We start from the raw sequence: 23,851 nt of genomic DNA, 5'->3' as shown, positions 1-23,851 counted from the left end.
TTTATTTATTAATTTTACCACTCCAAAAACATGAACAATTCTAAAAAAGGTAAAAATTATGATTAAAGTATGTCTAGCAGACAATCATCCTGTTACGCACTTTGGCGTTAAGTCTTATTTTAAAGACCACGATCAAATTTCAATTGTTGCCAATGTAGGCAATTTTTCAATGGTTAGAGATATTCTTCAGACGAAGGAGATCGATATTCTAATTCTCGATCTGGAATTAGAAGGTCTTTCGAGTATCTTTGAAATTAAATCTATCCTAAAAAATTTCCCAAAAACAAAAATTGTTATTTTCAGTGATCTTGCTGAGCAAATGTACGCTCCAAACGCAATTAAAGCAGGAGTTTCCGGGTATGTACACAAAACAGAAAAACTTGAAACATTAGGTCATTCTATTATTAAAGTACACGAAGGAAAAATTATCATCAACGAAACAGTTCGCAAAAACATGGCACTTATTGCAAAACAAAGCAAAAGTGAGCGTCTGTACAGAAAACTTTCTAACCGTGAAATCGAGGTTTTACGTTATTTAAGTGATGGTAAGAAAAACAATGAAATCTCTAAAATCTTAAATCTGAACGAGAAAACGATCAGTACTTACAAATTGAGATTATTGACTAAATTAAATGTTACTAATTTAGTTGACTTAGTAAATAAAGCTAAGACTTTAGAAATTATTTAATTACAATTCGAATTTCTATATTAGAAATTTGAAAAATTTATAAAAACTCTATCGGTTTGATTTATCAACTGATAGAGTTTTTTCTTTTAATGGTAAGGCACTACTACCCTTCCTAATTTTTTAGAAAAATTATTGAGTAATTTAGAATAATCAACCACCATACCCAAAACCTCCGAATTGTCTTCCTGCGGATTTGTGAGTAACGAATTTTTTAATTCGGCAATAATTCCGGAAACCAAATACCAACGAAGCGAGAAAATAGTATCCGAAACATTCAGCTCAATGGTTTCAGCTTTATGTTTGGGAAAAATGTTTTGTCCCTCCCAATTATGAATGGTCAATCTTTCATCTTCCATTAAAATATTGGTTACTTCCTGAGCAAATTCAGGCTCTAAATGCATTAAATATTTATCTAAACTAAACGTTTCGTTTTGATTATAAAAGTCAATAATATTGTTATATATATTTTTGAATAAGTCATTTGAGAGCTCTACCTCATCTTCCTGCAGACTCAGGTAAACCTTTTCATAGACTTTGTATTGTCTCTTTTCAGAAACTTCCTTTATATTTCCTTCTTCATCTGCTTTTAAAAATACATCTTCAAAACTTTCTACGACACTTCCGTATAATAAAAGAATTTCAATAACTTTCCTTTCAAAACCATATAAAATATCTACTTTTTCTACTTGCTCCGGCGGAGATCCGTAATCTCCGGGATAATCGTCCGGCGGTCCTGTTCTTGGATCATCGGGATCTCCTCCTGAAAAAGTGTTTGGTTTTGGATTTTGATTTCTGACAACATCAAAAGGTTTTTGTTCCTGTTTTTGTTTTTTATTTGCCTCAGCAAGATCTTTCTGAATTAGCTGCGCCAAGGTACTTACCAAAACCTGCTCTGAAATATCCATAATTCTGGCACATTCCTGAATGTATACTTCACGCTGGATACGATCTGGTATTTTAGAAATACTGGTCACCATATCGCGAATCAGATCGGCTTTTTTTATAGGATCGTTCTTTGCTTCATCCATCAGGATTGAAGCTTTAAACTGTATAAAATCCTTACTGTTAGTTTCTAAATATTCAACTAGGTCATCATGCGAATTTTTTCTGGCAAAACTATCGGGATCTTCCCCTTGCGGAAAAGAACAAACCCGCACATTCATTCCTTCTTCCAAAATCAAATCAATTCCGCGAATTGCCGCACGGAGACCCGCCGCATCTCCATCAAAAAGTACGGTAATGTTTCTGGTAAGACGATTAATAAGACGAATCTGATCTGGCGTTAAAGCCGTTCCAGAAGAAGCCACAACATTTTCTATTCCGGCCTGATGAAACTGAATTACATCGGTATAACCTTCAACCAGATAACAATTATTAAGTTTCGCAATAGATTGTTTGGCATGATAAATTCCGTAAAGGACTTTACTTTTATGGTAAATATCACTTTCGGGCGAATTTAAATATTTTGCTGCTTTTTTATCATTCGTTAAAATACGTCCGCCAAAACCCAAAACACGGCCCGACATACTTTGAATAGGAAACATTACGCGTCCTTTAAATCTGTCAAACGGACGATCTTCCCTGGCAATGGTCAAACCTGTACTTTCCAGAAATTCCAGTTTATATCCTTTTCCCAGAGCTTCTTTGGTCAAAGCATCCCAGGTTTCAGGAGAATATCCCAAATTAAATTTTTTAATCGTTTCGGTCGTAAAACCTCTTTCCTTAAAATAAGACAAACCGATTGCTTTTCCTTCTTCTGAATTTAAGAGCACATTTTCAAAATATTTCGCCGCAAATTCAGAAACGAGATACATACTTTCGCGAACATCAGTCATTGCCTTTTCAGCGTCTGTTTGTTCTGTTTCTTCAATTTCGATGTTGTATTTTTTGGCTAAGTACCGAATGGCTTCCGGATAAGTAAACTGTGAATGTTCCATCAGGAATTTTACAGAGTTCCCGCCTTTTCCTGTACTAAAATCTTTCCAGATTCCTTTTGCAGGGGAAACCATAAAAGATGGCGAGCGCTCATCTGAAAACGGACTCAATCCTTTAAAGTTACTTCCTGCACGTTTTAAATTTACAAAATCACCGATAACCTCCTCTACGCGAGCAGTTTCAAAAACAGAATCTATGGTACTTTGTGAAATCAAAATGTAAAAATATTTATAAAGTTGAGAGCTGGCAAAAATACGCAAATACTATCGAAATTGAAATGGTTTTTAAAACAAAAAGCACCTCAGACGAGATGCTTTTTAATAATGAACTAAATAATTGTTTTTTAGTTCAAATCTACTCTAAGTCCTAACGAAATGTTATTTTCCTTAACTAAATTATTCTCAAACAATGGGTTTAAGTCATATTTGAAATACAAACTTAATTCTCTGTAACCAATGTAAGAACTTAGTCCGTACACAAAATTATTTACATTGTAATCGCCTTTAATGGTTGTTTTATATTTTAAATCTTCTTCTTCAAATTTTAAAATTTGTTTCGATTTTACATTTATTCCGGCATAACCTCCAATTCCGAAACGAAAACTCTTATGCGTTCTGAAATAGGTTTTACCATTATTTTCTTCTGCTTTGGTAAAGTCAAACTCTAAATGCACCGGCACGGCCAAATATATATTTCGAAAACGTGATTCTGTTAAATGCGTTGGATTGGTTACAAGATTTGTCTGATCTCCGTCAACCACAAAACTTCTGTTGTCTGTCGGACGAATGTTATTATACATTAATGAAAGCCCGTATTTTGCATGCAACAGATTGTCGTTTTTTAACAATCTGGAATTATAAGTAAAACCCCATTCGTAAAAATGCGAACCCATAAAGCGATAATTAGAATCCTGAAGCTTTCCCTCTGCCAGCGTATTGTTTAAACCCATTGCAAATACAAACTGAGAAGTCGTTCTTTTTTCGCCGTAAATAGAATCTTTGTCTCTTTTTTTATGTTTAAAACTGATCATATAAACTTTAGAAGAATCTTCTTTTATCTTTCCGTCTACTTTTGCCTGCACCAAATCATTTAATTCATTTTGTGCAAGGGTCACTTTCTCTTCTATTATTACTGCTCTTGCTTCTGCCAATTCTTTCTTGCGTTTTTCAGCTTGTTCCTGCGTGATTTTCCCTTCAGATAACTGAACATTTACAGCTTCAACTTCCTGTTTTAAAATTTCTTTTTCGTCCCTGGTGATTTTCTCAATTTTATCGGCAATTTTTTTTGCCTGAGATTCAAAGGTCTCCTGTCCGACTACTTTACTTACTACTAAAAAGAAGAAAAGTATAAGATAAATGGTAAAATTTCTCATGATTGATTGTTTTAAAATGATTGATTATTGATTGATGTTTTTAATTATTCTTGTTGATTTCTATTCGATAAAGCGACTTTTACTTCCTGAAAATTTTTGTTGACTTTTGTTATCATTTTTTCTCTGAAAGAAAGTTCCAGTTCGCCATCGACCTGATTTAATAAATCACTGGCATTAATTTTTACTTTTGCCTTTTTGGCCTGATTTTGAGCTAAAACTTTATTTTCTGCTATTTCCAAAAGTTGATCTACATTTTCTTTTTTAGAAGTTTCTGCAATTTCTGTTTGTTTGTTTTCTGATTGTTTTTGATGATTGTTTTTGATGATGACTGAAGACTCCGCTATTTGATTTGATTCATTTTTAATTGTTTTATCTGAAATTGGTTCTGAAACTTCGAGATTGTTTTTTTGTTGTTTAACTAAAGTTCCTTTTGAAGATTTATCTGAAACAGCAATTTCATTTCTCACCGGATCAATTTCATTAACCATTGGTTTTACAATTGTTTCCTTCTGCAGTTCTTTTTCTGTAACTACATTTTCCGGTATTTCAACTGATCTTTTATTTTGATTAAAAAATAAAGTCCCAACCAGTAAAAACCCAATAAAACTCGCTGCGATATAAAACCATTTTTTTGACTTTTTCTTCGGTTTATTTTCTTCTGCTACGCTCAACATCGCATCCAATCGGTCCCAGGCTTTGTTGCTGGGTTCAATTTTACGTTCGTTTAGTTTGTCACGGAAATCCTTTTCAAAATTATTCGGTTCCATTATCTTGTTTTTTTAAAATATTAATTTGGCTTTGCAGCATTTTTCTGGCGTGCGATAATTGCGATTTAGATGTTCCTTCGTTTATTCCCAACATCTTTGCAATTTCATTGTGTTTGTAACCTTCAATAGCGTACAAATTGAAAACCATTTTATAACCGTCCGGCAAAGCATCAATTAAATACTGAATTTGTTCTACTGTAAACTGGCTTTCGATTTCGTTGAAGCTTTCTTCAATAAAAAATTCATCTTCGGCAAATTTTACTTTTTTCTGCACTCTCAAATAGGAAATGCATTCGTTAACCATAATTCGGCGGATCCAGCCTTCAAAACTTCCTTTGTGTTCAAATTTGCTTAAATTGGTAAACACTTTCATAAAAGCGGTAATCATTACATCTTCTGCCAGCTGTATGTCTTTTATGTACTGACGGCAAACGCTTAACATTTTCGAAGAAAACTTACCATAAATCTGCTGCTGCGCCTGACGATTGTTTTCGACGGCTAGTTTTATGATTTTAGCTTCTTCCTGATGTAATGGAATAATTTTCATTAATATGCTTTCGGTTTTGCTTTGGTTTTGGTTTTAGAAACAGACTTCTATTAGCATAGACGATTGTCGATTTAAAATGGTTGCATGGGATGAAAAAATAAAAAAAAATTATATTCATTCAGCCATTAGCTGCAAAGGAATATAAAATCTTATAAAGGTTTTTATTTGTAAGTCGATCACAAAGTTAATCTAAAGTTTATTCTGGATTGTAGAATTGTATCTGATTTGGTACTTTTGAATGAATCATTTTCTCTCTTATAAGGAGATCCAAACTTTAAAAAATGAAAGACATACACATTCAAAAAGTAACTATAAACGATATTAACGAATTACAAAAAATTGGCAGACAGACTTTCTCTGAAACTTTCTCGGGAGATAATTCTGAGGAAGACATGAGGAAATATCTCGACGAGAATTTTTCATCAGAGAAATTAACTGCCGAACTTAACAATAAAGATTCAGAATTTTATTTTGCTGTTCTTGACAATGCCGTAATCGGCTATTTAAAACTCAATTTTGGAGCATCGCAAACCCAATTAAAAGACAATAAAGCATTGGAAATAGAACGTATTTATGTTCCAAAAGAATATCACGGACAGAAAGTCGGGCAACTCCTTTATGAAAAAGCAATTCAGATCGCCAGACAAAAAGAAGTTAGTTATGTTTGGCTAGGTGTTTGGGAAGAAAATTTCAGAGCACTTAGTTTCTATAAAAAAAATGGTTTTGTAGAATTTGACAAACACATTTTTAAATTAGGAAATGACGAACAGACGGATATTATGATGAAGCTGGAATTAAATTAATAATTATGAAGCTAAGTAATTCTTTTAGTGGCGCACTTAGAACATTTTCTTATTTTATGGCAAGTGGAACTCAAAATACTTTACAAGGAATAGATTATTTAACCTTATATGGTGAAGATCCAAGCGCAATTGAACAGGTTTTTGCAATATGCTAATGTCATAGAATTAGATGAAAATGGAATAGTTTTAAATGCAAAATATGCAGAAAAAAGAGCTACAGACTATATTAGACAATATTGCGATTCTAATTTTATTGTAAAACCACCGTATGAAGATTGGGAAATTGAGTTACACAACCCACCTCCACTTAAAGACTTAATTTAAATTAAATTTTAAAAGCTACGACTGCAAATTCATAAATCACTAAATTCCAAACACTTGAATACTGGCTTTATCGCGGTATCTTAAACATAAATTAGAAAATTGTTTTAAACAATAAAAAGACGTTTTGTAAGTTTTTATTTACAAAATATCTTATGCAAAAAATACTTTTACTTTTACTATTCTTCGCTCTGTATTCTTGTAAACAAACAGAGTCTGAAGAAAGATATTTAGTAATTCCTGGCAGCGAAAGAACTAAAATACAGACTTGGAAAAGGATGTTTAGATCCTTGTAAATCAGATACAATAATTAATACAGAAAAGTATTGGAACAAAATTATTGCAGAAAACAAGCATACCCTTAAGAACAAGAATGTGGTGTTTTTTTGGAATGAAATAAAATATTCTCATAATTTTAAACGCTACACTATTTTTAATCATATAAATAAGGAGTATTGTAAAACAATATCTGAACCTGAACGAGCTGCATTAGCTTATATATCATTATATGCAGTAAGTCTGAGTTATGATCCAGATAACCCCAGAGAAGCTGAAAATATTCAATCCGCAATTAATTTAGATTATGAATGTTCTGAAAAATTTATATCCTTTTACAAATCATGGTTTAGACATGAGAAAAAGGCATTAGAAAAGGTGAATCCCTGTTATCAAGTACCAGACACTTCATCTGAAATATGGGGGTTCAAAAAAATTACTTTATCTGTAAAAGGTAATAAAATTTATATAAATGCAATAATTCAAGGCAATTTTAGAGATGAACATGAATATTGGTGGTATCAAAATTATATATTTTTAGTTAAAGCCAACTCTATTAAATTAATTTCAGAAAAAGGAACGACACCAACACATACTTATAATGCTGCAACAATTCTTGCCAGCAAAATTCCTGCTGGATATATAGATGATGGAAATGGGAATTACTATTTACCTCAAAAATCTAAAAAGAAATAAAATTATAACACTTAAAGAAATCTGTTGTTTTATTTTAATTTTATTCTGCTCCTGCAATCACGTAAAGCCTAAAGAAAAAGATTTAACAACTCCGACCAGCAAAACATTTCAAAATAAAATTGGAAAAGAGTATTTTGATATTTATAAATCTGATACTATTCATGGCATAGAAAATAACTGGCATCAAGTCGCTAAAAAAGATTCAATATATAGGAAATTTAAAGGAGATTTTGCTAATTCATTACCATTGAAAAATAAAAAAATCTTTTTTTTATATAATGATAAAAACTCCAATGATTTAATTAACGAAGATTTTTGCATAACAATATTAGAAACCGAACGTCTTGCACTATCATATATAGCAATGTTTTACGGAAGTGGAGAATCTCGTTTTAACAAAACACCAACAAAACTTTGTTCATTGCGTAATGCGTTAAATTTAGATGATCATTGTACCGAAATATTTAAATATTATATGAGCCTTGGCTTTCGGAATGATCCCAACTCCTTAAAAGAAATAAATTCGTGTAGTTACACATCTTATTTCAAAGGCCAATCAGTTTATTTTTGCTACAAAGAAATAATCCTCACTTTAAAAGAAAATAAAATAATAATTGATTATAAAGCTGAAGGTTTAAACAGAGATATTTGGAAATGCAAATGGACTGGAAAATTCGTATTTCAAGTAAATCCTAATTCTATTAAATTAATCAGGGAAGAAAAATCTGCAGAACAATATATTTATCATGCCTATAATCGTAGTGGAGAATTACCTCCCGATGGTTATGTAAACAATGGTAAAGGAGATTATTATTTACCTGTAAAATCTAAAGGAAAATAAAAACTATTTCTTCCTTTCAATTACATAATTCACCATCAAGATCAAAGCGTCCTTAAACTCAGAATCTTCAAAGTTTTGAAGCAATGAAAGCGCTTCCTGTTGGAATTCGACCATTTTGTTTTCTGCGTAAGCCAGACCATTATTATCTTTTACGAAAGCAATAACTTTTTTTACGCGTTTTTTGTCTTTGTTGTGGTTTTTGATGGAGTTTATCAGCCACTTTTTTTCTTGTGGTGTACAAGTATTTAAAACATGAATTAAAGGCAATGTCATTTTTTGCTCTTTAATATCGATTCCGGTTGGTTTTCCGATGGCTTCTTCGCTGTAATCAAATAAATCATCTTTAATTTGAAATGCCATTCCGATCAACTCGCCAAACTTTCGCATGTGCTCAACCTGAATATCGTCTTCGATTACTGCCTTGGCGCCCAGCGCACAACAAGCTGCAATAAGCGTCGCGGTCTTTTTTCTGATGATTTCGTAATAGACCTCTTCGGTAATATCGAGTCTTCTTGCTTTTTCGATTTGAAGCAATTCTCCTTCGCTCATTTCGCGAACGGCTACAGAAATGATTTTTAATAAATCAAAATCGCCATTGTCTATAGAAAGCAACAACCCTTTTGACAATAAATAATCTCCAACCAATACCGCAATTTTATTTTTCCATAATGCGTTGATGGAGAAAAACCCGCGGCGTCGATTGCTGTCATCGACAACATCATCGTGTACTAAAGTTGCGGTGTGAATCAACTCGATTACAGAAGCTCCACGATAAGTTCTTTCGTTTACAGTACCACCCGAAACCATTTTTGCAGTCAGAAAAACAAACATCGGACGCATTTGTTTTCCCTTGCGGTTTACGATATAATAAGTGATTCGGTTTAACAGCGCCACCTTCGAAGTCATCGATTCATGAAACTTTTTTTCAAAAAGTTCCATCTCGGTCAAAATAGGCTGTTTTATTTGAGACGTAATATTCATTTCGACCCCAAATATACTATTTTTAATAAAAATACGTTGTGTAATTTAGATTAGGATTATAATATTTTATCTTTTAATCTAAAAACAGCCACCAAAAATAGCTCTGACTAATACTGATTTGAATTCATTAATTAAAACCCAAAACTATTTATTTATGAAAACAAAATTTTTATTAATTAGCACTTGTATTACTATGTCTTTCTTCATTAGTTGTAATTCTGATGAAAAAACAAATGACGGCTCGTCGGCAGCAATTACCAACGAGGAAATTATCACAAACTCAAAAATCGATGCTTCTGTAGAAGATGTTACCAATATAGCTGAAGATCAGTTTAGTTCTCAACTAAATGTGAATTCAAAACCGGGCGGACCAATTAAGAGCTTCCTGCCAGCGTGTGCCACAATAACAACCGTTTTAACCAACAACACCTGGACCAAAACCATTGATTTTGGTGCAGAAGGCTGTACTTTGAATAATGGAAATACGGTGAAAGGAAAGATGGTCGTTTCTTTTTCTAACGATTTTAATTCTTCAACCCAAACCATAAACTATACTTTTGAAGGTTTCTATCATAACGGAAGAAAACTTCAGGGCAGTAAAAGTATTGTAAGAACGATTAAAGAAACCAATATTTTGGTGACCCCGCATCCGGTATCAACCGCTTCTATTGATCTAAGCATTACTTTTGATGATGGCAAAATATATACAAGGAAAGGGACTCTTGTAAAAGAAATGACCTCTGGTTACGATACGTGGTTTGATTGGGATGACAATGCGTTTGTGGTTACCGGAAGTGGTTCTACAACTTTCCCGAACGGAGATACTTTTGCTGCAGAAATTACAACGCCTTTGGAATTTAATGCTACATGCAGAAAATCTTTTGCTGTAAAAGGAATTGTCTCTATTACAAAAAATGGCGCTTCGGCAACTATAGATTACGGAAACGGAGAATGCGATACGCTTGCAACAGTAACAAAAAACGGAGTTACCGAAGAAGTAGATTTAAAAAAATAGCATCCTTTTTGCCCAGAAAAAAAGCATTAAAAACAACTACAATCGTTTTTAATGCTTTTTTTGTTTTATAAAATATTTGTTTTTATACGGCTTCTGCTTCTTTGTTGGCCAATTGCCCACAGGCAGCATCAATGTCTTTTCCCCGGCTTCTTCTCACCTTTACTACTATTCCGATATTCTCTAACGCTTTTATGTAGGCCATAATTGACTCTTCGGAAGCTTGCTGGAATTCGCCGTCGTCAATTGGGTTGTATTCAATTAAATTCACTTTGCATGGTACATATTTGCAAAATTTAACTAATGCATCAACTGAAGCTTTATCGTCGTTGATTCCCTTCCAGACCACATATTCGTAAGAAACTTTACTTTTCGTTTTTCTGTACCAATATTCTAATGCTTCCCGCAAATCTTTTAATGGAAAGTTTTTACTGAAAGGCATAATTCTGGCGCGTGTTTCGTCAATAGCAGAATGTAAGGAAACGGCAAGTTTAAACTTTACATCATCATCGGCCATTTTTTTGATAATTTTCGGAATTCCCGATGTCGAAACCATAATTCGCTTGGGAGACATTCCCAAACCTTCTTCTGAAGTAATCATGTCGATGGCTTTAATGACATTATTGTAATTCATTAAAGGTTCGCCCATTCCCATAAAAACGATATTGGAAAGCGGATGATTGTAATACAGACGGCTTTCTTTATCAATTGCCAGCACCTGATCGTAGATTTCTCCCGGCTCCAGATTACGCATTCTTTTTAATCTTGCAGTAGCACAAAAATTACAGTCGAGACTACAACCTACCTGACTCGAAACACAGGCCGTAGTTCTGGTATCGGTCGGAATTAAAACCGATTCGACAACTAAACCATCGTGAAGACGTACGGCGTTTTTTACAGTCCCGTCGCTGCTTTTCTGCATCGTATCAACTTTAATATGATTGATTACAAAATTGTTTTCCAGCATTGTTCTTGTAGATTTTGCGACATTTGTCATGTCTTCAAAACTGTGAGCGCCCTTGCTCCACAACCATTCATAAACCTGATTTCCGCGAAAAGCTTTGTCTCCGTTTTCAACAAAAAAATCGCGAAGCTGGTCTTTTGATAAGGCTCGTATGTCTTTTTTCTCCATTTGCATGCTGCAAAGTTAAGCACTTTTAGCGTTTTTTTTCTGTTTTTTAAATGTATTCTTAGTCATAGAATAGAAAATCATAGCAAATTTGAGGTATCTCCAAAATTACAATTGGCTAAAAAGCAATAGCTTAATAGAATTGATTATAAAATTTACAAAATCCCAGGTAATCTAAATGTATTTATTTAATCACATTCTATTAAATGGCATCCCGAAAATTTCAGACTTTTCATATATACCATCTATATCCACAATACTTCCCTGTGCACTTTTAACTAATTAACAATATCGCATATTTCTACTCCACATTTCTGTCGGTTTTACGAATAATGAAAACGTTGTAGTTATAAATACCAATTTAATAAAATTTTAACAATGATTTTTATCATGTATTAAGCTGGTTTATAGATTGATCTTTGATACAAGTTAAAACATCAAATATAAACCGGCCTATATATTAACTTATTTTTAATAATATAAACATGACAAAAATGAAAACCAATAAATCACAATTATTACTGATTGTACTTGCAATTTTCGGCATTACTTCATTTGTAAAGGCACAAAAAGCATACACCTTAGACACTAAATCCACTTTCTCTGTTTCGGGTACTTCCACTCTGCACGATTGGGAAATGAAATCGGCTTTAGGGACGGGAACAGCATCGTTAAGCATTGTCAACGGAAAACTAACAGATATTGATGCTCTGTCCATTACCCTGGCAGCTGAAAGCATCAAAAGCGAAAAGAAAAGTATGGACAAGGTCGCGTACGAAACTTTAAAAACAGATAAAAACAAAAACATCAAATATGTTCTGAAATCTGCTGAAAAGGTAAACGAAACGACTTGGGAATTAACCGGAACTTACACGATTGCCGGCGTTAGTAAAGTATACAAAACGGCTGTAAAAACAACGGTAACCAAAGACGGTATAAATCTTCAGGGATCTAATAAAATAACCTTTACAGAATTCGGTATGAAATCTCCAACCGCAATGCTGGGCACGATAAAAACAGGACAGGACCTAACCATAAAATTTAATTTAAACTTTAATTAATAACCGCCATGAAGAAAATTTATATCCTATTTATTACTGTAATAAGTACATTCGCTGTTCAGGCTCAAGTAAGCTTTGGACATATTCAGAACCAAATTCCGAGAAGCCAGAAAGGAATCAATCAGTTTGATGTAAAAAAAGACACTGTGGCGTATAAAGGTTTAAGTGTAGATATGGGTGCGGCATTTGCACTTCAGTTTCAGGCTTTAAATTCGTTTAACGATCAGAAAGATTTGGCTAATGCTCCGGGGTACAGATTAAACAATCTTGAAAACAACTTTAACCTTCCAAATGCCAACTTTACAATTGGTGCTCAATTGTATGATGGTGTCCGCGTAAACTTAGATGTTTATCTGGCATCCAGACATCATAACGAAACCTGGGTAAAAGGAGGTTATTTACAAATTGACAAGTTAGACTTCATTAAAAAAGATTTCCTTAAAGATTTTATGCAGTATACAACCATTAAAATCGGTCAAATGGAAAATAATTATGGTGACGCGCATTTTAGAAGATCTGATAACGGAAATGCATTTATGAACCCTTTTGTAGGCAACAATATTATGGACGCTTTTATTACCGAAATGGGAGCTGAAGTGTATTACAACAGATCTGGATTTGTGAGTATGATTGGTGTTACCAACTCCAAACTGAATCAAAATGTTCAGGAAATTATAGCTTCGGCTCCTACGGCTACAAAACCAGACAATAATACTACTATAAGTCCATCTATTTTGGCAAAGTTAGGCTGGGACAAACAAATCAATGACGATTTAAGAATTAGATTAACAGGATCTTATTATCATACAGCCAATTCAAGCGGAAATTTATATGCTTCTGACAGAGCAGGAAGCCGTTTTTACGGAGTAATGAGTCACTCAGAATACAGCATAGTAAATCCTGCAACAGGCGCAGTTTTAAGTACTGTTGCCAATAACTTTGATCCAACAGCCAATAAAGATACCGGAAGATTTAATCCGGGATATGGAAATTGGGCAACATCTTATATGGTTAACCCATTTATTAAATACAAAGGCCTTGAGTTTTTTGGAACCTTAGAATTTACTTCCGGCGGAGATTTTAAAGGAACTGATGCCACTCGTAAAGTTAATCAGTATGTGGGAGATCTTGTATATCGATTTGGTGAGAATGAAAGATTTTATGTAGGCGGAAAATACAATTTAGTGGATGGAAAATTAGCAAATGCTAACACTCAAAGCATACAGATCAACCGATTCGAAGCTGCAGCTGGATGGTTTATGACTAAAAATGTTCTGGCAAAACTTGAATATGTAGACCAAAAATATAAAAACTTCTCTCAGTTTAACGGGGCTACACCAAACGACCTTTTTGGTGGCAGCTTTGAAGGACTAATGTTCGAAGCAGTAATTTCATTCTGACACAATGTTAAATAGAATTCAAATAGTAATGATGGGTTTAGTATTATTCTTTTTATTAGGAAGTGCTAAACCCACTTTTTTTGCAGAAGATACTCCTGTGGTAATAAATAAAATAAAAATAGAAATCACAGGACTGTCTACTGTTGGCAAATACAATTGCTCTAATACTTTTTCTATAAAGGATACAGTATATGTTAATTCGGTTAAAAAAAACACTTTTAATACCGACATTAAAATGTCGAATTTTGATTGTGGCAATAAAATAATGACCAAAGATTTACAGGGAACTGTGAAAGTAAAAAAATTCCCAAACAGCACAGTGACTATCAGCGATATAAAGCAATGCGGAAAAAATTACAAATGCAGGCTAAATTTCCTCATTACGGATAAAACACTTAAATACAAAGATTTTATTTTATACAATACTGATGATAAAATCCAGGGAACCTTAAATTTAAAATTTTCTGATATTGATTTAGAAGCTCCTGTAAAAATGGCTGGACTAATTAAAGTAAAAGATGATATTGTTATTAATTTCAGTTTATATAAAAACTAAAAATTACCCCAGAAAGCTCCTGACCCAATTCTAGAAATAAATTTGGCTTGCATTTTCAAAATTGAAAAATTTGGCATAAGAATTGTCTTGCAATCAAAAGAAAAATAATCTTACAAAGTGCGCAATAATTTTAAAATTTGTATTTTTATTATTCTACATATAACCTATAAATTTTTAATACCTAAAAAAAGACATTTCATTATGAAAAAACAAATTTTAAGTTTGGCTATTGTTGCTTTATTAGCATTTGCAGTTCAATCTTGCGAGAAGAAAGAACCAAAACCTGCTGAAGACGAATTAACACTTGGTAACAAAGTGGATTCTCTTACCACAGATATTGAGGAAGTAACAGACAGTGCGGTAAGTAAAGCTGAAAGTGCTGCCGCGAAAGCCAAAGATGCTACACAAAATGCAGCAACAGATGTGAAAGAAGCTACTAAAAAAGCAGCAAGTGATGTAGAGAATGCAGCGAACAAAACAGCTACCAATGTAAAAGACGCTACTAAAAAAGGTGCAGAGAAAGTTGAAAATGCAGCGAAAGCAGCAAAAGACGGAACCGTAAAAACAGCAAAAGACGTTAATGAAGCTTTAAAAAAATAAACTCATTTTTTTAACTCAGAAGAAAACCATTCGCAAAACGAATGGTTTTTTTATGCGCTATTACAAGTTTATATTTTTGTATTTTTGCACTTTACTACAAGATACAACAACATGCATTTTATCTCTCAGGAACTAGAAGATTATATAGAACAACATTCTCAAAATGAACCGGAATTGTTGGCAAAACTTAATAAAGAAACTTACCAGAAAATACTTCTGCCCCGAATGTTGAGCGGACATTTTCAGGGTCGTGTTTTAAGTATGTTATCAAAATTAATTCGTCCCGTCAATATTCTGGAAATTGGCACTTATACAGGCTATGCAGCTTTATGTCTGTGCGAAGGAATGCAGGAAAACGGCCAGTTGCATACTATCGATATCAAAGAAGAATTAGTAGATTTTCAAAGAAAATATTTTGATGCATCGCCGTGGGGAAAACAGATTTTTCAGCATTTGGGAGAAGCCATAGATATTATTCCTAATCTCGACGTAAAATTTGATTTGGTCTTTATTGATGCTGATAAAGAAAACTATCTGAATTACTGGGAAATGATTGTTCCAAAAATGAATAAAGGCGGCATTATTTTATCTGATAATGTTTTGTGGAGCGGAAAGATTTTGGATCCCGTACATCCAAATGATGTAAGTACAAAAGTACTTCTGGAATACAATTTACTTTTAAAAAATGACCCAAGAGTAGAAACAGTTTTATTACCAATTCGGGATGGACTGACTGTTTCCAGAGTATTATAAATAAAGGTACTAAGGTTCTGAGCGGCTAAGATTCTAAGTTTTTTTGTACTGTCATAATATTTGAGCCGTCTCAGAAAACAACTAAGACTAAAACTTTAAATAAAAAAGGCTTTAACCAAACATTATGTGTTTGATTAAAGCCTTTTCAGTTATTGTAAAAAAACCTCCAGCTAAAACAGGAGGCAATATTATGGTAAATTCAATTTATCTTTCAAAATTAGAAACTTAACATCTTATACGCTCATAAATCATCCCGGGAAATACTGTGGTTTTAATTTTCGGTAAACCAAATAAAGCAGTGATCCGAAAAGTGCTCCAAAGAAATACCCTGAGAGTATATCTACCGGATAATGCAAACCGAGATATATTCGACTGTAAGCAAATATTAAAGGCCATAAAAATATAAACCCGAAATATCTGAAGTGACGTCTTAAAATCCAAAAAAGGAAAGTGGCTACCGCCATTGTATTAGCTGCGTGTCCCGAAAAGAAACTGTACGATTTACGAACCTGAACAATTCGAATAATAGAGGCCAGATCCGGATTATTACAAGGGCGTAAGCGTTGAAAAGTATGTTTGAACAAATTACAGGTCTGATCTGTAAATGCAATTAAAATTGCTATGAAAAGCAATAAGTATAAAGTTTGTTTTCCGCCGACTTTTTTATAGATAAGAAAAAAAAGGAACAAAAAGAAAGGCGTCCAATATAGTTGGTTTGTTATAATCAGCCAGAGCTTATCGTATGTTTCAGAACCTAATCCATTTAAATAAATAAGCAGATCAGTGTCTAATTGCTGTATTTTTTCGAGCATTATCTTTGGCGTTTAATAGGTCCGGAAAGTACATCAATATCTTCTTTTACTTTTTCGATTTCATTGGTTGTCTCTGCTAAAAGATTCCCGTTTTCGCCCAGTATGTTCGACTTTGCGTTACTAATTTCTGCATTGATATTACCGGTAATATCACTCAGAGATTTAGAATCAAGACCATTCGCCTCTGCTCCTTTCTGAATTTCACTTTTAATATCATTAGTCGCATTTTTTAACTGTGCCATGGCTTTACCCATTGTACGGGCAATCTCAGGCACTTTATCTGAACCAAAAAGCATTAATACGATAAACAGTATGAAAACTAATTCTCCTCCTCCTATACCAAACATAACTTTTATTTTTGTTGATGCAAAGATATTAAATTTTGTAGCGTAGACTTTTAAAATTAACTTAAAAAGTCCTTTAAAATACATTTTACAAAAAAGAAAAAAGTTCATTGGGCTATTTACATCCTAATGAACTTTTTTATTAATTGTTATTTGTTAGTCAAATTTTGACTTTGTTTCTGCTTTTGGCCAGGAATTGTTGGTTACATCAATATCTGCTGTCAGCAATTTAGGGTCGACCTGAATACTTTTAATAGCCTTTGTTGTTGCGTAAACCTTTCTGGCTGTTTCATTACTTTTTCTCCATATTTGTGCCGGATATTTGTAATTATCTTTAGAACCGTCTTCGTACGTGATTTCAACTAAAATAGGCATAATCATTCCGCCCGGCTTATTAAATTCTACTTCGTAAAAATATTTAGGAGATTTGATACTTGCTTTTTCATCAGCAGTATAAGTCTGATCTATATAATCTGCCAGAGTTTTAAATTCTTCTACTTTTAACGCTTTTTTCTTCGAAGAGTTTACTTCTGCGTTATCACCTGAAACCAGATAAACAAAAGGCCCTTTTTCATATCCAAAACGTCCTTTTCTTACCTTGACATCTTTAAGATCTGCGGTTGGAGTATCAGACACATAATATTGTTTTACATCTTTGATTCCGATATCAACAAAATCAGTAGAATAAAACCAACCTCTAAAGAACCAGTCTAAGTCTACTGCAGAAGCATCTTCCATTGTTCTGAAGAAATCTTCAGGAGTTGGGTGTTTAAATTTCCATCTGTTGGCATAGGTTTTAAAAGCATGGTCAAACAATTCTCTTCCCATAACCACTTCTCTCAAAATATTAAGACCTGTTGCGGGTTTTCCGTAAGCGTTGTTTCCAAACTGGTGAATGGTTTCTGAGTTTGACATAATGGGCTCCAGAAACTTTTGATCCCCGCTCATATAAGGAACTATGTTTTTTGCCGGTCCTCTTCTGGATGGGAAAGTAGGATCTAACTCCTGTTCGGCCAAATATTCCAGAAATGAATTCAGACCTTCATCCATCCAGGTCCACTGACGCTCGTCTGAATTTACAATCATAGGAAAAAAGTTATGCCCCACTTCGTGAACAACAACTCCGATCATTCCGTTTTTAACTTCTTTGCTGGTCACACCGTTTTCATCCGGACGGCCATAATTCCAGCAAATCATTGGATATTCCATTCCCTGATCTTCTGCTGAAACAGAAACCGCTTTTGGATAAGGATAATCAAATGTATGAGAAGAATAACTTTTTAAAGTATGGGCAACTGTCATTGTTGAAGTTTCTCCCCAAAGCGGATTTGATTCTTTCGGATAAACCGATTCTGCCATAACCACTTTGTTATTCAGTTTTACTGCCATCGCATCGTAAATGAATTTTCTTGAGGAAGCGATTCCAAAATCACGTACATTTTTAGCACTGAATTTCCATGTTTTTTTCTTTTCAGAAAAACCTTTTTCAGCGGCTTCTGCTTCTGCCTGTGTTACAATAACAACTGGCTTATCAAATGATTTTTGTGCCTGTTCATAACGTTTAACCTGCTCTGCAGTAAAAACTTCGCTTCTGTTTGTCAATTCTCCTGTTGCATCGATCACGTGATCGGCGGGAACTGTAATATTAACATCGAAGTTTCCGAAAGGAAGAGCAAACTCTCCACTTCCCCAAAACTGCATATTCTGCCAGCCTTCAACATCGTTATAAACTGCCATTCTTGGATAGAATTGCGCAATTACATATAATTTATTGCCGTCTTTTTCGAATAATTCATATCCGGAACGACCGCCTTCTTTTCTGTAATTATTGATGTTATACCACCATTTTACTGAAAAAGAAATCTTTTCTCCCGGTTTTAAAGGAGAGGTAAGGTTAATACGCATCATCGTTTCGTTAATCGTATACGACATTGCATTTCCTTTTGCGTCTTTAACTTGTTCAATATTAAAACCGCGTTCTAAATCTTTTTTCAAATATTTTGAAGAAAAACCATCAAGTGGAAGCACCTGACTAATTTTATCGCTTTCTGCTAATGAAGTCTGTGTATTTGCTTTCGCCTGATTCTGATCCAGTTGTACCCATAAATACTCCAGACTGTCCGGTGAATTATTAGTGTACGTGATTGTTTCAGATCCGCTTAATTTTGAATTTTTATCGTCCAGTTCAATATCAATTTTGTAATCTGCCTGTTGCTGATAATACGCCGGGCCGGGTGCTCCGGAAGCCGTACGAAACATATTTGGCGTCGCCAGTAAATCGTACATCTGACTGAACTTATTTGTATCGTATTTTCCCTGTTGTTTTGCCGGAGTGGCTGGTGCTTTGTCCTGTGCTGCTAACATTGCAGGAAAAAGTAATAATAATGAAAGTCTTTTCATAAAATGTAATGGTAATTTCAAGCTGTGAAAATAGTAATTTAAAAAATATTTTTACAGATTCATTAATATTTTAACACTTCTTTCCTTGAAGATTCTGTAAAAAGAACACTTTTTTTGGTGTCATATGCTGAAATATGTGTAATATTTTGCTGTTCTGCATTCCAATCTACTAAAATCGTATTTGAAATTTCAAGCGTTTTAAATTTGTCAACATCCTTAATTCTGGAATAACAGACTAAAACATCATCTGCTTCTGCTTCTTTAGACAAAAAAGTTATCGCTTTTGACTGTCCGTTTACTTTAATTAAAAAATGTTCAGACAAATATTTTTTCAGCAACTCAACATCTTCGGGTGTTTCCTTGCTGGTTCCGACAAATATTTTTCGGTGGTACTTTTTTTCCATCGCATTATTCAGATCATCAATAAAAATACGGGAAGTAATCTGCAGCATTTTTTTTTCTGCAGCATAATTTACCTGAAAAACCCCGACATAAAATTTATGAAAAGTAAATGCCGAAGTCGATACAAACAAAATTGCAAGCAAAAAGTAGGCTAATTTATTTTTCATTTATGAACAGCAGCAGCTTTAAATTCCTTATTTTTATTTACCATGAAATCCATAAGCTGAAATTTTTGCTCCGGATCTACCATCTGCTTTGTGTGCGGATCATTTGAGCAATACATCAGGAACAATTCTATTTCATCTTCTTTAAGATTAAGAGTTTTGGTGTAGAAATCTTTGGTAAAATTATCCTTAGCATATTCTACAAAAGCAATATCGGTAACCTCTTCCTCTTTTACATCTTGTTTCTTGCTCAGAAGCTTTTTAACATCTTTAAAGATTCGGACAAAATCGGTTCCGTATTTAATCGTCTGATCCGAAAGCATAGCCGTATTTTTGGCCGTAGACTGTTTGTCGTCTTCAAACTGCATATCCACCATTTTCTGCGATCCTCCGCTAAGCGATTTTACTTTCAATTCTTTATGAACCACAACTTCTTTTAGCTGATTATTAACCAAATCCAGTTTTATTTTAAACAAAATCTCTGCGCAGTCTTGCTCTGTTAAAACAATTTTTTTAGATTGAAATGCCAAACCCGAAAACAGCAATGTATCCTTAGGCCTTGCCATAATATCAAATAAACCGCCCGAACCAATAAATGTTCTTACATTGGCATTGATATTCATTACATAACCACTTTCAATGGCTAAAAAATCATTTACAACCTGTCCATGCAATGGCTTTCTAGGACCATTTTGTCCCAACACAATTTGACAAAGTAAGCAGACAACGAGTATTCCTAATTTATTTTTCATTTTCGAGAATTGTTAGATATTTTCTGGCGAGATCTGTGATTAAAAACATACTCATTGTTTTGTTTTTAGTATTCAAAGATACAGCAAAATCGGCATCTTCCACACAAAATAACTGAAATCCTTTTATATCAGCGACCGGAATTCTTAATCTTTGTGTATAATAATTTTCTTCAAAAAGATATTCCAGCTTTCTAAAAAGCGCTTCTTTTTTCTCCACATTTGCCTCTTTTTTCAACATCGCAGTGCGACCTGAAATTGAATTTAGCAGTTTATCGACAGAAGTTGAAGTTGCCGTGTACACTTTACGCTCGGCAGGAGTATATTTTTTCTGTCCATACGGAATAATTCCTAAATTTTCTGCCGTAATATTGGCGTTTTCATTAACAACTACCTCTTTTAATTCGACTTCTTTAGCTGTCATCCTGACGATCATGACGTTTGGATAAATATCTTCTGACACAATCCTTCTTTTCACCGGTTCTAAATTTACAGCAGAAAAAACCAAAACCTCCCCTTCCCTAACGGCAATTGAAAAATTACCCTCAGCATCTGAGACAGTCGCTACCTGAGTCGTGTTGTTAATAATATTTACCCCTTCAATTGGAGTTGACTGTTCCACTACTTTACCGACTAATTGTTTTGAATCATTTTTTTGTCCGAAGCTAATCTGAACAAAAACCAAAAACATTAGTAGAGCTATCTTTTTACTTATTTTCACCAGCAATTATTTCTTTATACCTGACAGCTAATTCTCCTAAAAGAAATTCTGTTGAAGTTTTATTTTTAGTGTTCATCGTCATACAAAAACTTTCGTTTTCGACTGCAAAAAACTTAAATTCATTTATATTTTCCTTAGGTATTTTCAATCGTTCAATAAAATAAACCTCATCAAACATATAACCTAATTTTGTAACATTCTTTTCTTTTTTCTCAACTTCGACATTTTTCTTTAAGTTCCTGGTCCTTCCGCTAATTTTATTAATCAAAGGATCAATTGGCATTGAGCCGCCTAATAATCCCAGCAACATTATAGGTTTAAAATCTCCTGCGGTTTTTAATTGTCTTTCTGCCTGCGTATATTTCTTCTGATCACGCGGAATAATACCGAGATTTTCTGCTGTAATAGCAGTGTTTTTATTTACTATCACCTCTTTTAAAACCTCTTCTTTTGTCGTCATTTCGACAATAAGTTTTTCTAAGGAAAGATCTTCACTTGTAACCCTGCGTTTTAACGGATTTAAACTGACTGCAGAGAAAACCAAAATCTGACCTTCTTTTACAGCAATAGAAAAATTCCCTTCAGCGTCTGAAATAGTAGTTTCCTGTGTATTGTTATTGACAATATTAACTCCTTCAATTGGCGCAGATAAGTTATTTATTGTTCCATACAATTGCTTTGTAACTCCCTGCCCATAATTACTATGAGCTAAAAGCAGAAAAAAAGCAGTCGATATGTTTTTACTTATTTTCACCAGCAATAATTTCTTTATATTTTACTGCCAGTTCCCCCAACAAAAATTCTGTCGAAGTTTTATTTCTGGAATTTAAAATTACCGTAAACTTTTCATTTTCGATTGCAAAATATTCGAAACCTTTTACATATTCCGCAGGAATTTTTAACCGTTCCACGAAATGTTCTACACTAAACATGTTTTCTAACATCTTCATGAAAAATTCTTTCTTCTCGACAGCAGCTTCTTTTTTAAGCATCGCCGTTCTTCCGGAGAAAAAATTTAATAAAGGATCTGCAGAGATGGATCCGCCCGCCATAGTTCCTGCGTTTGCTGTAGCATTTAATGCAGTGGCCGTTTGCAATTTTCTTTCGGCCGCAGTATATTTTTTCTGTCCTGCCGGAATTATTCCTAAATTTTCAGCATTGATATTATCATATCTTTTTATGACCACTTCCTGTAGTTGATACATAACCAAATTTAGATTTACAGTAAAATTCAGATTTGAAAAGTCTTCCGGTTTCAATAAAACTCTTTTTTCTTTAAAATTTATGGAGGAAAAAATCAGTAAATCATCTGCTTTTGCCAAAATAGAAAAAGATCCGGACGTATCGGTAGTAACTGTTTCTTCTGTTTTCGCATTGATAACATAAACCCCTTCCAGATCTGCCGTATTTGAAACTATTTTACCACTAAAAACAGAACGTTCCTGAATTTGAGACCAGCAAGTCTGGCCAAGCACCACAATTAAAAAACAAGTAATTTTCTGAATCAAAATGACATAGTTTAAAGATATTCTTAAAACTGTAAAAATATCTTAACATCCTCCAAATTTAGTATTAATGACATGGTAAAAATATGTTAATTAAAACAAGAATAAGTCCTGTGAAAACGCAGATTTTTAATACCTTTAACACACCAAATTTTGAGTTTTAAATTTATGAAAAGCATTATTATTGCAAGCACTTCTACCCTACATGGTGGAAAATATCTGGAATATCTTTTACCCACTCTGAAATCTCATTTTAAGAACTGCAAAACTATTTTATTTATTCCATACGCCAGACCGGGAGGTATCTCGCATGATGAATATACACAAAAAGCAACTGAGGCGTTTGCCGCTATTGACATAAAAGTAACCGGAATTCATGAATTTGAAGATCCGCAGGAAGCCGTAAAAAATGCTGAAGGAATATTTACAGGCGGAGGAAATACTTTTTTGCTGGTGACACAGCTTTACAAAAACAATATTATGCAGTTGATTTCTGAAACTGTAAAAAACGGAACCCCTTATTTAGGATCAAGTGCAGGAAGTAATATCTGCGGTTTGTCGATGCAAACTACAAACGATATGCCGATTGTTTATCCACCGAGTTTTCAGACATTGGGACTTATTCCTTTCAATTTAAATCCGCATTATCTCGATGCTGATCTACAATCTAAACACATGGGAGAAACCAGAGAAACAAGAATTAAAGAGTTTCATGCCTTCAATTCAGTTCCGGTTTTAGGTTTAAGAGAAGGAAGCTGGCTGGAAGTAAAGGATGAGAAAATTACCTTAAAAGGAGATTTAAGCGCTCGTTTGTTCCGACAAAACCAAAATCCTGAAGAATTGGAAACAGAAAGCGATTTGAGCAGTTTGAAATAGTTTTTTCTCTAAATCATATAAGTTATATAAGTTCATTTAATAAAAAAATCACACAAAAATTTGTCAACTTATATCACTAATACAGTAAAAAAAAACGACAGAAAACAAAAAAGCCTCAAACAATGTTTGAGGCTTTTGAA

General features: G+C 33.7%; 25 protein-coding genes and 1 pseudogene. 12 read left to right on the top strand and 14 right to left on the bottom strand.

Going from position 1 to position 23,851, the window contains the following annotated elements:
* Positions 1–58 precede the first annotated feature (58 nt).
* Complete coding sequence (locus tag ABEB31_RS06770; protein ID WP_008467169.1) at positions 59–688, top strand: response regulator transcription factor; 630 nt, start codon at positions 59–61, stop codon at positions 686–688.
* Between the two features lie 86 nt (positions 689–774).
* Here ABEB31_RS06770 and dnaG read toward each other — a convergent pair whose 3' ends face one another.
* The 4 genes from dnaG to ABEB31_RS06750 form a co-directional block, all read right to left on the bottom strand.
* A complete protein-coding gene (gene dnaG / locus ABEB31_RS06765; protein WP_347050586.1) occupies positions 775–2,838 on the bottom strand; it encodes a DNA primase in 2,064 nt (687 codons plus the stop codon).
* A 128-nt stretch (positions 2,839–2,966) separates the two neighbouring features.
* The gene (locus ABEB31_RS06760; RefSeq protein ID WP_347050585.1) at positions 2,967–3,995 is read right to left on the bottom strand and encodes a F0F1 ATP synthase subunit B family protein; all 1,029 of its coding nucleotides are present in this window, start codon (positions 3,993–3,995) and stop codon (positions 2,967–2,969) included.
* A 44-nt stretch (positions 3,996–4,039) separates the two neighbouring features.
* A complete protein-coding gene (locus ABEB31_RS06755) occupies positions 4,040–4,762 on the bottom strand; it encodes a hypothetical protein (RefSeq protein WP_347050584.1) in 723 nt (240 codons plus the stop codon).
* Positions 4,749–5,309 carry an RNA polymerase sigma factor gene (locus ABEB31_RS06750; protein WP_347050583.1) on the bottom strand — a complete coding sequence of 187 codons (561 nt, stop codon included), beginning with the start codon at positions 5,307–5,309 and terminating at the stop codon, positions 4,749–4,751. Before ABEB31_RS06750 ends, ABEB31_RS06755 begins: the two co-directional genes overlap by 14 nt.
* Positions 5,310–5,590: 281 nt before the next feature.
* On the opposite strand from ABEB31_RS06750, the gene ABEB31_RS06745 reads away from it, so the two are divergent.
* From ABEB31_RS06745 to ABEB31_RS06730, 4 genes and pseudogenes are all read left to right on the top strand, one after another.
* On the top strand, positions 5,591–6,112 hold the full coding sequence (locus ABEB31_RS06745) for a GNAT family N-acetyltransferase (RefSeq protein WP_347050582.1): 522 nt from the start codon (positions 5,591–5,593) through the stop codon (positions 6,110–6,112).
* Between the two features lie 5 nt (positions 6,113–6,117).
* Positions 6,118–6,436, top strand: a pseudogene (locus tag ABEB31_RS06740) (DUF7677 family protein).
* Positions 6,437–6,808: 372 nt separating this feature from the next.
* Complete coding sequence (locus ABEB31_RS06735) at positions 6,809–7,405, top strand: hypothetical protein (RefSeq protein ID WP_347050580.1); 597 nt, start codon at positions 6,809–6,811, stop codon at positions 7,403–7,405.
* A complete protein-coding gene (locus ABEB31_RS06730; RefSeq protein WP_347050579.1) occupies positions 7,365–8,246 on the top strand; it encodes a hypothetical protein in 882 nt (293 codons plus the stop codon). The genes ABEB31_RS06735 and ABEB31_RS06730 overlap by 41 nt, the downstream gene beginning before the upstream one ends.
* Before the next feature lie 3 nt (positions 8,247–8,249).
* On the opposite strand, the gene ABEB31_RS06725 is transcribed toward ABEB31_RS06730, so the two are convergent.
* A complete protein-coding gene (locus ABEB31_RS06725) occupies positions 8,250–9,227 on the bottom strand; it encodes a polyprenyl synthetase family protein (protein ID WP_347050578.1) in 978 nt (325 codons plus the stop codon).
* Positions 9,228–9,381: 154 nt separating this feature from the next.
* Between ABEB31_RS06725 and ABEB31_RS06720 the strand changes: the two genes are divergently transcribed.
* Positions 9,382–10,242, top strand: coding sequence for a hypothetical protein (locus ABEB31_RS06720; RefSeq protein ID WP_347050577.1), 861 nt, complete (start codon positions 9,382–9,384; stop codon positions 10,240–10,242).
* An 82-nt stretch (positions 10,243–10,324) separates the two neighbouring features.
* On the opposite strand, the gene rlmN is transcribed toward ABEB31_RS06720, so the two are convergent.
* Positions 10,325–11,377 carry a dual-specificity RNA methyltransferase RlmN gene (gene rlmN, locus ABEB31_RS06715; RefSeq protein ID WP_347050576.1) on the bottom strand — a complete coding sequence of 351 codons (1,053 nt, stop codon included), beginning with the start codon at positions 11,375–11,377 and terminating at the stop codon, positions 10,325–10,327.
* Between the two features lie 485 nt (positions 11,378–11,862).
* Between rlmN and ABEB31_RS06710 the strand changes: the two genes are divergently transcribed.
* The 5 genes from ABEB31_RS06710 (at position 11,863) to ABEB31_RS06690 (ending at position 15,738) form a co-directional block, all read left to right on the top strand.
* The gene (locus ABEB31_RS06710) at positions 11,863–12,429 is read left to right on the top strand and encodes a YceI family protein (RefSeq protein ID WP_347050575.1); all 567 of its coding nucleotides are present in this window, start codon (positions 11,863–11,865) and stop codon (positions 12,427–12,429) included.
* Between the two features lie 8 nt (positions 12,430–12,437).
* Positions 12,438–13,829: a hypothetical protein gene (locus tag ABEB31_RS06705; RefSeq protein WP_347050574.1), complete on the top strand. Its 1,392-nt coding sequence runs from the start codon at positions 12,438–12,440 to the stop codon at positions 13,827–13,829.
* A 28-nt stretch (positions 13,830–13,857) separates the two neighbouring features.
* Positions 13,858–14,385, top strand: a complete 528-nt coding sequence (locus ABEB31_RS06700; RefSeq protein ID WP_347050573.1) for a YceI family protein — start codon at positions 13,858–13,860, stop codon at positions 14,383–14,385.
* A 201-nt stretch (positions 14,386–14,586) separates the two neighbouring features.
* Positions 14,587–14,985, top strand: a complete 399-nt coding sequence (locus tag ABEB31_RS06695; RefSeq protein ID WP_347050572.1) for a hypothetical protein — start codon at positions 14,587–14,589, stop codon at positions 14,983–14,985.
* Positions 14,986–15,096: 111 nt separating this feature from the next.
* Positions 15,097–15,738: an O-methyltransferase gene (locus ABEB31_RS06690; protein ID WP_347050571.1), complete on the top strand. Its 642-nt coding sequence runs from the start codon at positions 15,097–15,099 to the stop codon at positions 15,736–15,738.
* Positions 15,739–15,986: 248 nt separating this feature from the next.
* On the opposite strand, the gene ABEB31_RS06685 is transcribed toward ABEB31_RS06690, so the two are convergent.
* The 8 genes from ABEB31_RS06685 to ABEB31_RS06650 form a co-directional block, all read right to left on the bottom strand.
* On the bottom strand, positions 15,987–16,550 hold the full coding sequence (locus tag ABEB31_RS06685) for a phosphatase PAP2 family protein (RefSeq protein ID WP_347050570.1): 564 nt from the start codon (positions 16,548–16,550) through the stop codon (positions 15,987–15,989).
* Positions 16,550–16,897, bottom strand: a complete 348-nt coding sequence (locus ABEB31_RS06680; RefSeq protein WP_347050569.1) for a Sec-independent protein translocase subunit TatA/TatB — start codon at positions 16,895–16,897, stop codon at positions 16,550–16,552. Before ABEB31_RS06680 ends, ABEB31_RS06685 begins: the two co-directional genes overlap by 1 nt.
* Positions 16,898–17,050: 153 nt before the next feature.
* Positions 17,051–19,294, bottom strand: coding sequence for a M1 family metallopeptidase (locus ABEB31_RS06675; protein WP_347050568.1), 2,244 nt, complete (start codon positions 19,292–19,294; stop codon positions 17,051–17,053).
* Positions 19,295–19,356: 62 nt separating this feature from the next.
* On the bottom strand, positions 19,357–19,863 hold the full coding sequence (locus tag ABEB31_RS06670) for a DUF6702 family protein (protein ID WP_347050567.1): 507 nt from the start codon (positions 19,861–19,863) through the stop codon (positions 19,357–19,359).
* A complete protein-coding gene (gene bamP / locus ABEB31_RS06665) occupies positions 19,860–20,612 on the bottom strand; it encodes a BamP family beta-barrel-assembly machinery protein (RefSeq protein WP_347050566.1) in 753 nt (250 codons plus the stop codon). The genes ABEB31_RS06670 and bamP overlap by 4 nt, the downstream gene beginning before the upstream one ends.
* Positions 20,602–21,300 carry a carboxypeptidase-like regulatory domain-containing protein gene (locus ABEB31_RS06660; RefSeq protein WP_347050565.1) on the bottom strand — a complete coding sequence of 233 codons (699 nt, stop codon included), beginning with the start codon at positions 21,298–21,300 and terminating at the stop codon, positions 20,602–20,604. Before ABEB31_RS06660 ends, bamP begins: the two co-directional genes overlap by 11 nt.
* A gap of 16 nt (positions 21,301–21,316) precedes the next feature.
* Entirely contained in the window at positions 21,317–22,084 is a 768-nt protein-coding gene (locus ABEB31_RS06655) for a carboxypeptidase-like regulatory domain-containing protein (RefSeq protein WP_347050564.1), read from the bottom strand.
* Entirely contained in the window at positions 22,071–22,838 is a 768-nt protein-coding gene (locus ABEB31_RS06650) for a carboxypeptidase-like regulatory domain-containing protein (RefSeq protein WP_347050563.1), read from the bottom strand. Before ABEB31_RS06650 ends, ABEB31_RS06655 begins: the two co-directional genes overlap by 14 nt.
* Positions 22,839–23,003: 165 nt before the next feature.
* Between ABEB31_RS06650 and pepE the strand changes: the two genes are divergently transcribed.
* Positions 23,004–23,711, top strand: coding sequence for a dipeptidase PepE (gene pepE / locus ABEB31_RS06645; RefSeq protein WP_347050562.1), 708 nt, complete (start codon positions 23,004–23,006; stop codon positions 23,709–23,711).
* Positions 23,712–23,851 lie beyond the last annotated feature (140 nt).

Origin of the sequence: Flavobacterium olei (assembly GCF_039749035.1) — a bacterium.
In the GTDB taxonomy this organism is placed as follows: Bacteria; Bacteroidota; Bacteroidia; order Flavobacteriales; family Flavobacteriaceae; genus Flavobacterium; species Flavobacterium olei.
This window is presented reverse-complemented; position numbering and strand designations above follow the sequence as displayed.

Coding starts and splice junctions, on each gene's coding strand:
- ABEB31_RS06770 (WP_008467169.1), top strand. CDS start 59: ATGATTAAAGTATGTCTAGCAGACAATCATCCTGTTACGCACTTTGGC.
- ABEB31_RS06760 (WP_347050585.1), bottom strand. CDS start 3,995: ATGAGAAATTTTACCATTTATCTTATACTTTTCTTCTTTTTAGTAGTA.
- ABEB31_RS06755 (WP_347050584.1), bottom strand. CDS start 4,762: ATGGAACCGAATAATTTTGAAAAGGATTTCCGTGACAAACTAAACGAA.
- ABEB31_RS06750 (WP_347050583.1), bottom strand. CDS start 5,309: ATGAAAATTATTCCATTACATCAGGAAGAAGCTAAAATCATAAAACTA.
- ABEB31_RS06745 (WP_347050582.1), top strand. CDS start 5,591: ATGAAAGACATACACATTCAAAAAGTAACTATAAACGATATTAACGAA.
- ABEB31_RS06730 (WP_347050579.1), top strand. CDS start 7,365: ATGGGAATTACTATTTACCTCAAAAATCTAAAAAGAAATAAAATTATA.
- ABEB31_RS06725 (WP_347050578.1), bottom strand. CDS start 9,227: ATGAATATTACGTCTCAAATAAAACAGCCTATTTTGACCGAGATGGAA.
- ABEB31_RS06720 (WP_347050577.1), top strand. CDS start 9,382: ATGAAAACAAAATTTTTATTAATTAGCACTTGTATTACTATGTCTTTC.
- rlmN (WP_347050576.1), bottom strand. CDS start 11,377: ATGCAAATGGAGAAAAAAGACATACGAGCCTTATCAAAAGACCAGCTT.
- ABEB31_RS06710 (WP_347050575.1), top strand. CDS start 11,863: ATGAAAACCAATAAATCACAATTATTACTGATTGTACTTGCAATTTTC.
- ABEB31_RS06705 (WP_347050574.1), top strand. CDS start 12,438: ATGAAGAAAATTTATATCCTATTTATTACTGTAATAAGTACATTCGCT.
- ABEB31_RS06700 (WP_347050573.1), top strand. CDS start 13,858: ATGATGGGTTTAGTATTATTCTTTTTATTAGGAAGTGCTAAACCCACT.
- ABEB31_RS06695 (WP_347050572.1), top strand. CDS start 14,587: ATGAAAAAACAAATTTTAAGTTTGGCTATTGTTGCTTTATTAGCATTT.
- ABEB31_RS06690 (WP_347050571.1), top strand. CDS start 15,097: ATGCATTTTATCTCTCAGGAACTAGAAGATTATATAGAACAACATTCT.
- ABEB31_RS06685 (WP_347050570.1), bottom strand. CDS start 16,550: ATGCTCGAAAAAATACAGCAATTAGACACTGATCTGCTTATTTATTTA.
- ABEB31_RS06680 (WP_347050569.1), bottom strand. CDS start 16,897: ATGTTTGGTATAGGAGGAGGAGAATTAGTTTTCATACTGTTTATCGTA.
- ABEB31_RS06675 (WP_347050568.1), bottom strand. CDS start 19,294: ATGAAAAGACTTTCATTATTATTACTTTTTCCTGCAATGTTAGCAGCA.
- ABEB31_RS06670 (WP_347050567.1), bottom strand. CDS start 19,863: ATGAAAAATAAATTAGCCTACTTTTTGCTTGCAATTTTGTTTGTATCG.
- bamP (WP_347050566.1), bottom strand. CDS start 20,612: ATGAAAAATAAATTAGGAATACTCGTTGTCTGCTTACTTTGTCAAATT.
- ABEB31_RS06660 (WP_347050565.1), bottom strand. CDS start 21,300: ATGTTTTTGGTTTTTGTTCAGATTAGCTTCGGACAAAAAAATGATTCA.
- pepE (WP_347050562.1), top strand. CDS start 23,004: ATGAAAAGCATTATTATTGCAAGCACTTCTACCCTACATGGTGGAAAA.